General features: G+C 33.3%; 12 protein-coding genes. 3 read left to right on the top strand and 9 right to left on the bottom strand.

What is annotated here, in order from left to right; translation table 11 throughout:
* Nucleotides 1–9: 9 nt before the first annotated feature.
* The 7 genes from BQ4446_RS02375 to BQ4446_RS02345 form a co-directional block, all read right to left on the bottom strand.
* Nucleotides 10–813: an electron transfer flavoprotein subunit beta/FixA family protein gene (locus BQ4446_RS02375; RefSeq protein WP_071026327.1), complete on the bottom strand. Its 804-nt coding sequence runs from the start codon at nt 811–813 to the stop codon at nt 10–12.
* A 14-nt stretch (nt 814–827) separates the two neighbouring features.
* Nucleotides 828–1970 (bottom strand): acyl-CoA dehydrogenase, encoded by a 1143-nt coding sequence (locus tag BQ4446_RS02370; protein WP_071026325.1) that lies wholly within the window; start codon nt 1968–1970, stop codon nt 828–830.
* A gap of 251 nt (nt 1971–2221) precedes the next feature.
* Nucleotides 2222–2656, bottom strand: coding sequence for a universal stress protein (locus BQ4446_RS02365; protein ID WP_071026323.1), 435 nt, complete (start codon nt 2654–2656; stop codon nt 2222–2224).
* A gap of 92 nt (nt 2657–2748) precedes the next feature.
* Nucleotides 2749–3945, bottom strand: coding sequence for a DUF975 family protein (locus BQ4446_RS02360; RefSeq protein ID WP_071026321.1), 1197 nt, complete (start codon nt 3943–3945; stop codon nt 2749–2751).
* A 118-nt stretch (nt 3946–4063) separates the two neighbouring features.
* Nucleotides 4064–6682, bottom strand: a complete 2619-nt coding sequence (locus BQ4446_RS02355; protein ID WP_071026320.1) for an S-layer homology domain-containing protein — start codon at nt 6680–6682, stop codon at nt 4064–4066.
* 155 nt (nt 6683–6837) lie between these two features.
* Nucleotides 6838–7917, bottom strand: a complete 1080-nt coding sequence (locus BQ4446_RS02350; RefSeq protein ID WP_071026318.1) for a SpoIIE family protein phosphatase — start codon at nt 7915–7917, stop codon at nt 6838–6840.
* A gap of 39 nt (nt 7918–7956) precedes the next feature.
* Nucleotides 7957–9093, bottom strand: a complete 1137-nt coding sequence (locus BQ4446_RS02345) for a THUMP domain-containing class I SAM-dependent RNA methyltransferase (RefSeq protein WP_071026316.1) — start codon at nt 9091–9093, stop codon at nt 7957–7959.
* Nucleotides 9094–9237: 144 nt separating this feature from the next.
* Between BQ4446_RS02345 and BQ4446_RS02340 the strand changes: the two genes are divergently transcribed.
* The 3 genes from BQ4446_RS02340 (at nt 9238) to BQ4446_RS02330 (ending at nt 12725) form a co-directional block, all read left to right on the top strand.
* Complete coding sequence (locus tag BQ4446_RS02340; RefSeq protein WP_071026314.1) at nt 9238–9939, top strand: hypothetical protein; 702 nt, start codon at nt 9238–9240, stop codon at nt 9937–9939.
* A gap of 444 nt (nt 9940–10383) precedes the next feature.
* A complete protein-coding gene (ctlX, locus tag BQ4446_RS02335) occupies nt 10384–11310 on the top strand; it encodes a citrulline utilization hydrolase CtlX (protein WP_071026312.1) in 927 nt (308 codons plus the stop codon).
* 53 nt (nt 11311–11363) lie between these two features.
* Complete coding sequence (locus BQ4446_RS02330; RefSeq protein ID WP_071026310.1) at nt 11364–12725, top strand: alanine/glycine:cation symporter family protein; 1362 nt, start codon at nt 11364–11366, stop codon at nt 12723–12725.
* Nucleotides 12726–12795: 70 nt separating this feature from the next.
* On the opposite strand, the gene BQ4446_RS08710 is transcribed toward BQ4446_RS02330, so the two are convergent.
* A complete protein-coding gene (locus tag BQ4446_RS08710) occupies nt 12796–12930 on the bottom strand; it encodes a hypothetical protein (protein ID WP_280630401.1) in 135 nt (44 codons plus the stop codon).
* Between the two features lie 753 nt (nt 12931–13683).
* Entirely contained in the window at nt 13684–15147 is a 1464-nt protein-coding gene (locus BQ4446_RS02325) for a hypothetical protein (protein WP_071026308.1), read from the bottom strand.

The raw sequence follows: 15147 nt of genomic DNA, 5'->3' as shown, positions 1-15147 counted from the left end.
AAGCCTCCATTAGATTATATACTTTTCTTGAAGCTTAGCAACGATAGCTGCTGCTGCTTCGTCTGCAGTTAAATCTGTAAGAACAACTCCTTTGCCCTTTCCTTGTTTAGGGAAGGATTTCTTTACTCTTGTCGGTGAACCTTTTAATCCGATATTTGAAAGATCAAGCTTGTCTTCGATGTCTTTTAGTCCCCACATTGGAACTTCTTTTTGGTAAGCATCGAAGATTTTTCCTACTGTCATATATCTTGGTTCTGCAAGTTCAGCAATTGCTGTAATTAGGCATGGGAATTTAACTTCGATTACATGGTATCTGTCTTCATATTGTCTTTTAACACGAATACCTGATTTGTCGTCTAAAAGTTCAAGCCCTTCTACATAAGAAACTTGAGTAATTCCAATATGTTCAGCAATTTGTGGACCTACTTGTGCAGTATCTCCATCAATTGCTTGACGACCAGTAATGATAAGGTCATAATCTAAATGTTCAAGAGCTCCAGTAATTGTACAAGATGTTGCCCAAGTGTCAGCTCCTCCGAATTCTCTTCCTGATACAAGAACTGCATCATCAACGCCCATTGCTAGAGCTTCTCTTAAAGCTATATCAGCTTGTGGAGGTCCCATTGAAAGAGCTGTTACGTGAACATTGTCAGGATCAGCATCTTTTAATCTTAAAGCACATTCTAGGCCTGATTTGTCATCAGGGTTAATAATACTTGGAACGCCTTCTCTTATTAAAGTATTAGTTTCGGGATCAAGTCTAACTTCGTTAGTGTCCGGAACTTGTTTCATACAAACTACTATTTTTAACATCTTTATCCCTCCTATTACTTAACGCCCATCCAGCTTGAGACAACCATTCTCATAACTTCAGATGTACCTTCATAAATTTCAGTAATCTTAGCATCTCTCATCATTCTTTCAATTGGATAATCTCTTGTGTAGCCGTATCCACCGAATAATTGAAGACATCTTCTTGTAACGTCACTTGCATTTTCAGCTGCAAATAATTTTGCCATAGCTGCAAGGTGAGCATATTCTCCACCAGCACCCTTTTCACATGCTGCTCTATATACTAATAATTGAGCTGCATCTGATTTAGTTTTCATATCTGCTAGTTGGAATTGAGTGTTTTGGAATTGAGAAATTCTCTTTCCAAATTGTTTTCTTTCTTTTGTATAAGAAACAGTTTCATCAATGGCTCCTTCAGCAATTCCTAGAGCTTGTGATGCAATACCAATTCTACCACCATCAAGAGTCTTAAGAGCTAAAGAATATCCTTTGCCTTCTCTACCAAGTAAGTTTTCTTTTGGAATTCTACAATCTTCGAAAACAAGTTCGCAAGTTGATGAACCTCTAATACCCATTTTGTCTTCTGGTTCTCCAACGCTAAATCCAGGTGTTCCTCTTTCAACTATAAATGCTGAAATTCCTTTGTATCCCTTTGTTTTATCAGTTACTGCTATTACTACAAAAGTGTCAGCAAAACCAGCGTTTGTTATGAATATCTTTGAGCCGTTTAATACATATTCGTCACCTTCAAGAACTGCTGTTGTTTTTTGTCCAGATGCATCTGTACCAGCACCTGGTTCAGTTAAACCAAAGGCTCCGATTTTACGTCCTGATAATAGGTCAGGTAAGTATTTTTTCTTTTGTTCTTCAGTACCATTTTCAAAAATGGGTGCGCAACATAATGAAGTATGCGCTGAAACAATTACGCCTGTTGTTGCACATTTCTTAGAAAGTTCTTCAACAGCCATAGCGTAAGCTAAGTAGTCGGCACCTTGTCCACCGTATTCTTTAGGAAACGGTATTCCGAAGAATCCATATCTAGCTAGTTTTTTAACATTTTCCATTGGAACTTCTTCAGTTGCATCCACGTCAGCTGCAACAGGATCTACTTCATTTTCAGCAAATGCTCTATACATTTGTTGTAAAAGTAGATGTTCTTTGTCCATTCTAAAATCCATTTATAATCCCCCTAACTTTGATTATATAAAGAGTGTTATATTATTAACATAACGCACAAGGTAATTATATCATTTTCCCCGATATTTTCAAGTGTCTTATTTCTAAATAAGATATAATAAGTAAGAATATTACTAAAAGCATACAATAATTAATTTATTTAAACTAAAAGTTAAGGGAATTTTGACAAGAAAAAAACCATGAAGCCCATGGTTAAAAAAATATTTTTTTAAATTTTTTTCTAATTAAAGACTTATATATCAGCTTTTACAACTAAAACTGAAGCCTTTGATTGATTTATAACCTTATTGGAAACAGAACCTAAAAGAGTTCTCGAAAAGGCTCCCAAGCCTCTATTTCCCATTACTATAAGTTCAACTTCTTTTTCATCGGCAAATTTGCAAATTTGTGCTGCGGGATTACCTGTTGTGAAAAATGTTTCAACCTTATGGGGATAAGAAGAGAGTTCTTCTTCCGCTTCCTTTAAAATATGTTTTGCTCTTTCTGTATTTGCCTTGTCAACTTCAAGGGCATAGGCAAAATTTGTCGGATATTGTTCAAAAATTGAAGCTTCCGGTGTAACTGTAAGTACAAGTAAATCGGCATCTAATTTTTTTCCTAATTCTTCTGCTTTTTTTAGTGATGCTTTTGATGATTTTGATCCATCAATAGGTACAAGTATTTTCATAATATCCCTCCTTAATTCTTTAACTTACTTATATATTACCCAAAAAAACTATTTATGAAAAGTACTTTTACAATTATCTCACTTGTTTTTTATTATCTTTTTTTATTATCTTTTTCTATTTTTATTTCCCTTAAAAGATCTCTTAATTTGTCCCTAACCCTTTCTTCGTCATAGGCTTCTTTGACATTTGTATTTTCATTTTCTTTTTGTAAATCATCTTCTGCAAAATTTCCCTCTCTAGTCCCTTGACCTTCAAAATCTATTGCATCTTTCTCTTTTTCAAAATAATCTCCATAAGATCTATTGAAAAAGTCTTCATCTTCAGGTTTTTCATCCTTTTTCCTATAGATATTTTTGCTACCCACAATTAAATCTGCATCTTCATCTTTTTTTCTATTATTAATCACAGCATCAAGCCTATCAAGATAAAGATTTGCAAAAGATATCTCCATATAGGGATTAAGGAAGAAAAATCCAAGGCCTAAGGTTATAAAACTAACAATTATCCATCCTAAAAAAGAAAGATTCATAATAAAGATTTCAAATTTACAGTCATCTGTCATTTTTTTGCTTAGGTCAATTGCATCGCCAAGTGACACCTCTGGATAATCTGCTAAAATATATTCCACAAAAAAATATTGATAGGACTTATATATGCCCGGGAAAATTAATAATAAATGCCAACCTATTAAATAAATATTTTTTAATATAATCTTGGGAAAAACCGATAAATAATTATGTCTTAAATAGTAAAACATATCTTTTAAATTTAGGTCTCTTTCTTCATTTCTTAGTCCATCTATAATAACTTTATTTTTTCCAACAACAATGGGATAAAAGACAAAAATTTTTAATAAAAAGGATAAAGTGACAAAAGATATAAGAATAATAGCGGGGACAACAATTACAAGTTCCCTTAAAAATTTTCTCGTGAAAAAGCCATTATAGGAATTTAATCTGTCAAAATTTCTTCTATCTAAGTGTTCTCCTGATAAATTCAAAAGTCCTCCACTAAAATACTTGCTATTTCTACTTATGCCATTAGACCCAAAAGAAAAATTACTGACTCTCCATTTTGACGGAAATGAATATTCATCTTTGTTGTAGGTTTCATTAAAGCTAGCTGGATCCATTATTTTATATTCTAAATTAATGCCTGCATTAGTAAAAGACTTTCCCATTGCAAGACTTTGGAAAATTGAAAATATTAAACACAAAACTACAGCCATAACCAGGTGATTTTTAAAATATGCTTTTGCTTCTTGTTTTATTCTTACTCGATCTATCATTTTTTCTCCTTATATTTTGAATTTTTTTTATATTTAAAGGTATTGTCCCTAAAATATATAGCAAATAATCTACTTATGTATTAAAAAAGGAGCCAATTAAGGCTCCTAATTTTAAATTTTATTTCCAAACTTCTTCATCGCTAGCAGTTGTTACTTTTTGAGAAGTATGTGCATTAGCAGCATCAATGATTTGATAATATGCCCAGAAACCTTTAGATACGTCGCTAAAAGTATTTAGACTGCTTACACTTACATTTGCTAGAGAATCTACAGTAGTGTATCTGTTAAATACAGAGTTTAGTATTGTAACAGCTTCTGCTCTTGTAATATTTTGATTTGGTTTAAATGTTCCGTCAGGGTATCCGGCAACAGTTCTGTTTCCATAAACTTTGTCAATTGCTTCACTTGCCCAGTGTCCTTTAACATCTTTAAACCCACCAGTTCCTGCAAATCCTGCCTTGATATATCCAGAAATCATTTGAGCAAATTCAGCTCTTGTGATTGCTTGGTTAGGTTTAAATGTTCCGTCTTCATAACCTGCAATTAAATTCTTGCCAACAACATAATTAATAGCTTGTGAATACCAAGCATTATTTGCATCAGAGAATTTTGTTACTGATGAAGTTCCAAAGTTTGCACTTCCATTTAATAGGGTGGCAAACATTTGAGCAGCTTCTCCTCTTGTTACATTAGCTTGAGGTCTGAATTTTCCATCAGGATATCCTTTAATATAAGAAATTCTTGAGAATGTATCGCCTGTTAAAGCTGTGCCTGTAACAATATATGATGTTTGTGAATCATTTCTTGAACCTTCAGATGCTATAACTTTAATTGTTTCTCCTGCTCTTAAATTTCTATTTAAATATACTGTGAAATCTCCATCACTATCAGCTGTAGTTTGACCTAATTTATTGTCTAAGGAATCTTTTACAACAATTGCTGCTCCATTTCCTGCCTTACCTTTTACTACAGATAGGCCAGCATTTGCTTCTTTAACAACTGGGCTTACTGCGTAGTCTCCATATCTTCTTCCGTTAATATAATATTCAAGTGATCTTCCTGTTGAAATTGAAGGATAAGACCAAGTTACACTAAAGTATCCTGAAGATGAAATAACATCTGATCCTAGATAAGTTGATCCGTCATAAACATAAACTGTTTTTCCTTCATAGCCCTTTAAATATCCATTTGTTGAATAATATCCTCTTGAAACAGAAGTTGGGTAAACTCTATATCCGTCATAATAATCGTACCATTTATAAGATGGTCTGTCATAGTACCAATTTGGATAATATCCATAGATATAATCTTTTGAAGAACTTACACCATCTTTACTTGCTACTAAATATCCACTTCTGCCATAATAACGCGTATCATAATATCCGTCCCAATATCTATACCAATCATTTTCATAAACTTTATTGTTATTTATGTCATAATAATAGTATCCATTGGAATCGTGGTAAATGTTGTGTCCATTATAATAATATCCGTTATACCAATCATTGTACCATGGACGATAGTGGCGACCATTATAATAGTCATAATAGTCATAATAATCATAATAGTAAGATGTTCCTACATAGAAATTAAAATATCCATTGGCATCAGTTGTGCTGCTTGCAACACTTCCGCCACCATACGAATAGAAAGTAACTGTTGCTCCTGCAACTCTTGCTCCATTTTGATCACTTACATAACCATAAACATATCCACTACTATTAATGTCTGATGATGTAATAGAAAGACTTGTTAATACTGAAGCCTTGCCATCAAGAGCTTCTCTTGCTGTAATTAAAGCCATTTTTGCAGAATCAACTTCTTTTTGTGTTGCTTGTGCATTAGAATTAACTGTTTCAGCTGCTGTTAAAGCTTTATCAAAAGTATCTTTTTTGTCTTTATCTGCATTTTTATATTTGCTTGTTTCCTTAGTTAATTTTGAAGATACAATTTCTTTTTCTAATTCAGTTTTATTTGTCCTGTTACTGTCTAAAGCTGTTGATAAGGCAACTAATTTACCTAATGCTGCATTTATACTTTCATTTGTCGCATCATTTGCTTGGTACGCAGTTTCTAAATCTGTTATAGCATCATCAAATTCTTTTTTAGCTTCTTCACTTGCATTTTTATAAGCAGCTGTATCTTTTTTAGCCTTTGCTTCTTTTACTGCAGCTTCTGCAGCTTTTTTTGTAGCTTCAAGGTCTTGAGCAAAAACAGCGCCAGAAATTAAATCATCACTTATTTCTAGTTTTTCTTTACTATCATTTTCATCTGCTTTAAGTGGTTCCATTTGTTCTGGAAGCTCTTGTGCATTTTTAATAGCACTTATTGCATTTTCAAGAGAAGAAACTACAGCATCAATTTCATCTTGACTTGTAGCTGTTTTAAGAGTCGCTTCAGCAGACCTAATAGAACTTTCTAAAGCACTAATCAAAGATTTATCAACTTTTTTTGTGCTTGCTAAAAGTGTTTTTGCTTCAGAAATTTTTGCTTCAAGAGTTGAAGTATTGAGGATAATTTTTTCTTCAGCCAGTTCTTCTGGTGTTTTCACTTCTTCTTTTTCTACTTTTACTTCAGGTTCAGCAGCTGGAACTGCTTTTTTTACTTCTTCTGTGCTTACAACCTTTTCAACAGACGCGCCTTCTGTTGTTTCTTCAGCAAAGGCTGCTAGGGGAAGTGAAGCTAGCATTAAGCCTGCCAAAGTTAAAGCTGTAAACTTTTTCTTATAGGTTTTCATGATATTCCTCCTTAATAATATTATTAAACTAGTTTACCTAAACTTCCTGTTTTCATTATACCCCAAAAACTTAATAAATCATTAAAAAACTCTTAATTTTTACAATTTTAATATAATTGTAATATTAAGAGTTTGATTTAAATTTTATACCATTTTTACCACATACTAATTAAAACCGCTGACATATCATCAACTTGACCAACATTCATAAAGGATCTAATATCCTCTTTTAAAATTTTTATTTCATCAATGTCATTTTCCCTTAAAATTTCTATGACCCTATCCTTGCCATAGACTTCGCCTTCCATATTTTTTGCTTCTGTTATACCATCTGTCATAAATAAAATTTTATCGCCTGAATAGCATTTCACAGTTTTTTCTTGGTAGTCAAAATTTTTCAAAAAACCAGAAATCGGAAAGCCTTCTGCTTCTAAATTTTCTATATTATATGAGACTTTTATTGGAAGAGGCTGGTGGCCTGCGTTTGCATAGGTGAATATCCCCTTCTTTACATTAAAAACTCCGTAAAAGCAGGTGAAATAATTTTCTATGTTGAGTTTTAAAAGTTTAAACCTACCTGAAAGAGATTTTAAAGTCCTTACTGGCGAAAGCAAAACATCTTTTGTTAAGGTTCTGATTAATGATTTAATAAACATGGTTACCATTGAGGCTGCAAATCCATGGCCCACAGAATCGGCAATATAAATGGCAATATTATCCTTATTTATTTCAAAGACATCAAACATATCGCCTGACAAAATATTGGAGGGTCTGAAAAAATAATCTATTTTTAAATTTTTCAAAAAACCCTTAGGCGGCAAAACTGTCTTTTGAATTTTGGATGCTGCCAAAGTTTCGTCTGTCATCTCCCTATTTTTGTCAAGAATTTCCCTTTGAAGTTTTCTTTCAACAGTAACATTTCTAAAGACTTCTACAACGCCAGTTATTTTTCCTTCATCTCCCAAAATTGGCGAGCATTTAACGGAATATATTTGACCCATAACTGTTTCCTGTCTTTGAATTACTATGCCCTCATTTAAAGCACGCCTTGTGATTTCAGGATTAAAAACTGATTCATCAATATAGCAAATTCCATTTTCCCTGTCGTAGCCTAATGCTTTTTCCATGGCTTCGTTGACAAAGACAACATTCTCTTTATCATCTAAAACTCTGACAAGGTCTGCTATGCCATTTAAAATTTGCATGTCTATTTTTTCTCTTATTACGCTTGCCATAGTTTCACCTCATTCAACTCACCTAATTATTATAACAAATTATCTTTTCCTCACCAAGGGCTTGGGTCCGTAATATTGATAATAATATGTTTTTATCCTGCCGTTATAAAGTTTCCTCTTGCGGTCTGCTTTTTTGCCAAAATCTTTTTGAAAATTTTCTGCTGCCGTTATAACATAAAAAGACCATGTTGGCAAAGACTTATACAGTTCTCCCAAAGATTTATTTAAAAGTGGGGCTTCTTTTTTTGCAAGTCTTTCACCATAGGGTGGATTTGTAATTATTATCCCATAATTATCTGGAAGGTCCAAATCATTTATATCCTTTTGAAAAAATTTTATATCCTCATCAAGGCCCAAAATTTCAGCATTTGCTCCTGCTATTTCTATAGCCTTATAGGAAATGTCAGAACCTGAGATCTCAAGTTTTTTATTATAGGCTATTTCCTCATAGCATTTCTTCTTTTCGTCCTTAAAAAATTTCGGGTCTAAAAATTTAAAATTTTCAAAGTCAAATTTTCTCATAAGTCCTGGGGCAATATTTTTGGCAATCATGGCCCCTTCTATTAAAATTGTTCCTGACCCGCAAAAGGGGTCGTGTAAAAATCTGTCTTCTTTATAAAAACTCAGCATGACAAGACCGGCTGCAATTGTTTCTGTTAGTGGAGCCTTGTAATTTATTTCTCTATAGCCTCTTTTGTGGAGGCCATCTCCAGAGGTGTCAATTAAAATATATGCTATGTCCTTTGAAAAATTAACTTCAATTCTCACTCTTTCAGCAGATTTTTCAAACCATTCTCTTTTAAATTTTGTCTGCATCTTTTTAATTATGGCTTTTTCTGAAATTCTTTGTATGTCTGAAAGGGAAAATAGTTTTGATTTTTGAGATTTTGCTTCGACTATAAAATTGGAATTTTCATTAAGGATGTCTGTCCAAGAAATTTCATAAATTTTGTCAAAAAGTTCTTCAAAAGTTTCAGCCTGAAATTCACCGACTTTTAAAAAGATTCTTTCCGCAGTCCTCAGGCTAAGATTTAGTTTTGGAATATCTTCTAAGGATCCTAAAACTTCTATTTTTCCATCTTCCACCCTTAAATCTTCATAGCCTAAATCTAAAAGCTCTCTTTTTGTCAAGGCTTCCATGCCAAAATTTGTCGTTGCTATTAATTTTTCTTCCATAAAACACCTCTTTTTTATTATACTAAAATATTAGAAGACTTAAAAGGAGTATATTTCGATGTAGTCTTTATCTTGACAAGTTTTAGCCTATATTATACTATTAGTTTACTTGATTATAAATTTTATTTATAAGGGAGATAAATTATGGAAAACAATTCTAGTAATAGAAGAAAAAGATTAAGAAGAAAGAAATTAAAAAGAAAATATTTGATAAGAAGAGGACTTGCTCTTGGATTCTTGCTTTTAATAATTATTTTACTTTCAAGAGCCTGCTCTAAAAAAACCACAAAAGTCCCAGATGGAAATAGTGAAAATCAAAGAGCCGAGCTTTCAAAAAGCCCTGAAGATGAAGAAAATTCTCTTGAAAATCAGGTAAATGCCGACAACAGAAATGGAAATATTTCCCTTGGCGAAAGGACAATAAGGGTTTCTGATATTTCTATTGAATATGGGGAATCTTATATTGAAGAGGGCATCTCCAAAGAAAAGAGAACTCTTTATGTTTTGGAAGATGCTTCAGTTAAGGAAAAATTTTTAGACCTTTTAAAATCTTCAGTTTTTGGTGAAATTTCTCTAAATATGGCAAGAGATGAGGATTCTGGTTCTTATGTGGATATTTCCTTAAATTCTAATGACCACATACTTATAAAATCAAATGATCTCTACAAAACTGAATCTGGTGACATTGACGGACTTTATAGGTATATCTATTATGTAGACAAGACAAATGAAAGTCAGGGAGAGCTGAAGGCGGTTTTTGTAATTAATAATAATTTAAAGGACGAATTAAAAACTCTACTGAAAGAAAATAATGTTGAAGGTCATGATATGGAAATTGGCGAATAAAATTTATTTATAATAGAAATTTAAATTGGGCAGCTGGCTAATTGTTTTTCAATTGTCAGCGTCCTTTTTTGTTTACAATATTTTAAGGAAAACAATTCTTGGTTTTTAAAATATTTATGGGCTATTCATTTTTCTCAATATGAGAATAAAAAATAAAATGTCTAATCGTAATAAATTTTTAAATGTTTTTTCAAAATTAAAATGATTTAAAACCTCCTTTGCTTTATTTTAAATCAATATTTCAAAAATCATAAAATCTACAATTTTTTATAATTATCTTCTTTTCATAAATTATTTTATTTTTTTTAATTACTAAAGGAAAAATAATTAAATTTCAAAAGATTGTTTTTTTACATTTTATTTAGTATAACGCTTGCAAAGTTAAATATTTTATGGTAAATTTAGGGTGCTAGCAAAAATATTCAATTGAATTTAGGAGGTATTATGTTTAAACACACGACAAATGAAGTTGTAATGGTAAAACCTAAGGGATTTTTCTTTAACGCAGAAACGGCAGTAAATAATTCTTACCAACACAACGATGACGCTGATCTTGCTAAGGTTCAGGAAAAGGCTTTGATAGAATTTAATAATCTTTCACAAGCTTTGATTGACAAGGGAGTTAAGGTAAATATTCTTGAAGACACAGAAGATCCAAAAACTCCTGATAGTATTTTCCCCAATAACTGGTTTTCAAGTCATGAGGGTGGACTTATGTGCGTTTATCCCATGTTTGCTGAAAATAGACAAATGGAAATTACTAAATTTAAGGACAAGGTTACTGAAATTTGTAAAAATGCTGCTAAGGATGACAAGTTTATAAAAATTTTTGACTACAGTCAAAATCGTTCCAAGGAAAAATTTTTGGAAGGTACTGGCTCTATGGTTATAGACAGAAAAAATAAGGTTGCTTATTGCTCTTTATCACCTCGTGCCGACAAAGAACTTTTTGAACAATGGTGTAAAGATACGGGCCATTTTGGCGTAACTTTCACTTCAAAACAAGACGGAAATATTATTTATCATACCAATATAGTAATGGGCATAGGTGAAAAAAAGGCTATCATTTGTCTTGATGCTGTTGACGAAGCTGATAGGGAAAAAGTTAGAAATAAACTAATTGAAGGTGGCAATGAAATTGTAGAACTTACTTTAGAACAAACTAAGGCTTGTGCTGGCAATACTCTCGAACTTATGGGAGCTGACGGCAAGAATTTTATAGTTATGAGTAAGATGGCTTATGATTCTTTAACAAGTGATCAAATTAAGAAAATAGAAGAAACTACGGAAATCGTAAGTGTAGATATTTCTACTATTGAATATTACGGTGGCGGTTCTGCTCGCTGTATGATTGCAGAAATTTTTTCATAAAAAATAAAAATTAAAAACAAAAATCTTTTTAAAAGAAATTTTTGGAGGTTATTATGGGTTTTATTGATATTCTAGTAACAGCAGCCAATTGGTTTTGGGGTCCTCCGATCCTAATTCTTCTTGTTGGCGGAGGTCTTTATTTAACAGCTCGTTTAGGATTTTTCCAATTTAGGTATTTTGGCTATATTTTAGGTCAAACTTTTGGCAATATGTTTAAAAAATCCGAAGGTCAAGGTAGCGTATCAGCTTTCCAAGCTGCGGTAACTGCTCTTGCATCTAGTATAGGTGGAGCAAATATAGTAGGCGTTCCTGTTGCAATTGCATTAGGCGGCCCGGGCGCAGTTTTTTGGATGTGGATGACAGCCCTTGTAGGTATGGGTACAAAATTTGTCGAAATTGTTTTAGGTATTAAGTACAGAGAAAAGAATGAAAAAGGCGAATATGTTGGCGGTGCTATGTATTATTTGAAGCACTCTCCTATTCCAATCTTAGGAACAATTTTTGCTTTCTTCCTAATGGTTGAAATCGCACCGTCCATTTCTACTCAAACTCTTACTTTTATTCAAAATGTTGAACTTTTAGGAATTAATAAGTACATAGGTCTTGGAGTTTTCTTCATTATTGTTGCACTTGTTGTTTTCGGTGGACTAAAAGGTATCGCAAAATTCTGCGAAGTTTGTGTTCCATTTATGGCAGCCTTTTACGTACTTGGCGGTTTAGTTGTAATTTTCATGAATATAAGCCATGTCCCCACTGCTATTGGTTTAATTTTTAAACATGCCTTTACCCCTGCTGCTGCAGTTGGTGGATTCTCTGGTGCTGCCATTGCTCAAGCAATGAGAAATGGTATTGCTCGTGGATGTTATTCTAACGAAGCTGGTATGGGTACTGCAACTATTGCCCACTCTACTGCAACTGTAGAAATTCCTGCTCAACAAGGCCTTTGGGCTGTATTTGAAATTTTTGTAGATACAATTATCGTATGTACAATTACTGCTATTGTAGTTTTAGTATCAGGTGTTTGGACTGAACTTCCATCTGATTTAGCTGCAACAATGCCAGCCGTAGCTTTCGGTAGAATTTTCCCAGGAAATATTGGTTCCATTATAGTTTCAGTTTGTCTGCTATTATTCGTACTTTCTACTGTAATAGTAATTATATTCTTCGGAGAAAAACAAGCTGAATTCTTATTTGGACCAACAGCTGCTATAATTTGTAGATGTGTATATATGGGCTTTATAGTTCTAGGCATTGTATTTGATCTTAAAACGGCATATTCACTACTTGACTTTATGCTTGGCCTTGTAGTTATTACAAATATGATCGGTATTATTATGATGGGTGGAGAAGCTGTTGAAATGAAAAATGAATACTTCAACAATCCAAAATACTATCCTAAGGCTAAGGTTAAATAAAGAGATAATATATAAAAATTCCCCCAAGTAGAAATACTTGGGGTTTTCTTTTGCCTATGTTTTTTTGTTTTTATTTTATAAACATTTCATTAACATCAACTTTTTCTTTAATCATATCGCTGTCATACATAAAGTCTGCAGCTTTTTGTAGACCTGCTATGTCAGAATCATTGACTTTTAAATCAAAATTATATTGTGGAAACATTGCATTATAGGCTTCGTCATCAAGTTTTAATTCTGCTACTATTGCTATGATCTCCGCCTTTTCTCTGGAGTTTTACACTGCACGTTTAAGAACTTCTTTCTTCACTGCCTACTTGTCCTTTACTGTGTAGTCAAGCTCAACCTTAACTGAACATACGGACAGTTCGTAGAGAATGCGTCCTAGCACTTTGTTATAGTTTGGAAACTGTATTTCTGTTCTGTGGTGGAATTTGTACCCGATAAATCTTCATTTTTAGTCGTCATTGTAATCGCGGTAGCTTTCGTATTCAGACTCTATAGAAAAATCCTTGGTCTTTAGATCTTCGCCAGGTAGCCCAGACTTTTCTATAGCCTCTCTTAGAATCTTGGCCTTTTCTGCAGACTGTCTCACAGTTTCTTCGCAGTCCTTGTAGACGCCTTAAAATGTTATTCTTAGGCTGGTGGTGTCTGGTTTTGCAGACACACTTCCTTTTCCCGTTACTCTGATTGTTCTTATAGTTCCTCCTATTTTATATTAATTTAAAAAGTTGAATGGAAATATCAAAAATTCGCTGACAGTACGGTACGAATCATCTCTTAGCACGCGATAGTCGTATAGGAATATAGCACTGCTCTATAAGAAGAGACCACTCCCTCTCGAGTCGAATGGATTTGGTATTAAAAGTAGAAGGATTAATAAAATTATCTTCTTCTTTTTACTTAATTTTCCTCTGCTCATAAATTGCCCCTTTTCCATCGTCTATTCGCTCATTAATCAACCCACACCCATTATGGACATGATTCTATCAAACATCATTTGTGAGTAGGTTTCTTTGTTAACCAAACTATTCCAATCGAGGATATCTTCTCCGTCTTTTATTTCATCTGGCAGCATCAAACTTCCGTCCTTTAGACTGGTTGAAGGTGAGAATTCGAAAGTATCGTCTCTGTACCTGATGGTGATCTTGCCATTTGGAGCGATGTCACTTATATTTTGCATAATAAATGTGGTGCCACTACTAGAAATAGCATCTAAATAAATATTTTCAACCTCTTTTAATTTTCCATCTTCAGAAAGTTCCAGTTCCTTTAGAGAAACTGAAGCGTTTTTGTACTTAGGAATTACTAGGTAGCATTCCTCTCCATTTAAATAAGGTCTGTCGCCAACTTCGCCATCTTTCATCGAAATGAGCATCTGTGGATCTTCGTAATTAGTAAAAATACTTGTCCAAACAAATAGTTTTTCAAGAGGAGCTTTCAAAGTAGCTTCATCGTAAGCAGATCCAAGATAGATTACAAAGGCTTTGTACTTATTATCCTTTGGATCGACGCCGAGCCTTCTCGCCATTCTTAAATATTCATCGGAAATCTCACTTCTATCGAATCTATCTATCTTTAGTTTTAGAGTCGTTGGGATTAGTCCCATGCCCATGGTGGAATACTCAAAAAATACAAAGTTAGGTGTGCCCATTTCATCTATGAAAATTTGACTATTTTTGTAATCGTAACTATCCCATATATCGTTTAAAATCTTTCCTGTGTAGTTAGAAGGATTGTAGATATAAGAAGAATCAGTTACATCTCTATAATAGAGATTCGTTTCACGAGATTGTTCCTCACTAAGACCATTTTCAATCATCCCAAGGATTTCTTCCTTGTCAGTGCCAAAATTTTTCATAAGTTCTTCGTCATTTATAAATTTTCCATCTGGAAGAGAGAAGTTATACACTCCGTAAATCGGGAACTCGCCCTCCCATATATTGGAAACTTCAACCATGACGCTTAGCACATTTTCATCTTGATAAACGGAAAAAGAAGAGTAGATTCCAATTTCGAAATCTTCCATATCCTTTTTATGAGTAGCATAAAGATCCTTTATAACTTTTACCAAGCCATCAATCTCATCGTTTGCCGCTTTTGCGTCCTTGGAATCCAAAAGAATTCTAGGCAAGTGGATGCCATAATCATCCCTCTTTGCAAAATCTATGTATTTTTCATCGACGAAGTCCTTCCAAATCTCTCTGTCCTCAACGCATGAAGACATTGAGCTTATCACCGCCCCGTCAACAAGCTTTAAATTTTCCTTAACTTTGGAAGTCTGCTCCTTAGAATTTTCAACTGCAGAATTTGCATTTGTATTTTTATTTTCTACCTTCGGCGAACTGTTACCATTTTTGCAACCAGCAAGGAGAACCATCGCCACCATACAAATAATTAAAAATTTAAAATTTCTTTTCAT

Source organism: Peptoniphilus raoultii, from assembly GCF_900099555.1.
Taxonomy (GTDB): domain Bacteria; phylum Bacillota; class Clostridia; order Tissierellales; family Peptoniphilaceae; genus Peptoniphilus_A; species Peptoniphilus_A raoultii.
This window is presented reverse-complemented; position numbering and strand designations above follow the sequence as displayed.

What these genes read in the sequence shown, in the direction of transcription:
- BQ4446_RS02350 (WP_071026318.1), bottom strand. Translation starts at nt 7,917, where the DNA reads ATGGCAAGCGTAATAAGAGAAAAAATAGACATGCAAATTTTAAATGGC.
- ctlX (WP_071026312.1), top strand. Translation starts at nt 10,384, where the DNA reads ATGTTTAAACACACGACAAATGAAGTTGTAATGGTAAAACCTAAGGGA.
- BQ4446_RS08710 (WP_280630401.1), bottom strand. Translation starts at nt 12,930, where the DNA reads ATGTTTCCACAATATAATTTTGATTTAAAAGTCAATGATTCTGACATA.
- BQ4446_RS02340 (WP_071026314.1), top strand. Translation starts at nt 9,238, where the DNA reads ATGGAAAACAATTCTAGTAATAGAAGAAAAAGATTAAGAAGAAAGAAA.
- BQ4446_RS02370 (WP_071026325.1), bottom strand. Translation starts at nt 1,970, where the DNA reads ATGGATTTTAGAATGGACAAAGAACATCTACTTTTACAACAAATGTAT.
- BQ4446_RS02375 (WP_071026327.1), bottom strand. Translation starts at nt 813, where the DNA reads ATGTTAAAAATAGTAGTTTGTATGAAACAAGTTCCGGACACTAACGAA.
- BQ4446_RS02345 (WP_071026316.1), bottom strand. Translation starts at nt 9,093, where the DNA reads ATGGAAGAAAAATTAATAGCAACGACAAATTTTGGCATGGAAGCCTTG.
- BQ4446_RS02330 (WP_071026310.1), top strand. Translation starts at nt 11,364, where the DNA reads ATGGGTTTTATTGATATTCTAGTAACAGCAGCCAATTGGTTTTGGGGT.
- BQ4446_RS02325 (WP_071026308.1), bottom strand. Translation starts at nt 15,147, where the DNA reads ATGAAAAGAAATTTTAAATTTTTAATTATTTGTATGGTGGCGATGGTT.
- BQ4446_RS02360 (WP_071026321.1), bottom strand. Translation starts at nt 3,945, where the DNA reads ATGATAGATCGAGTAAGAATAAAACAAGAAGCAAAAGCATATTTTAAA.
- BQ4446_RS02365 (WP_071026323.1), bottom strand. Translation starts at nt 2,656, where the DNA reads ATGAAAATACTTGTACCTATTGATGGATCAAAATCATCAAAAGCATCA.
- BQ4446_RS02355 (WP_071026320.1), bottom strand. Translation starts at nt 6,682, where the DNA reads ATGAAAACCTATAAGAAAAAGTTTACAGCTTTAACTTTGGCAGGCTTA.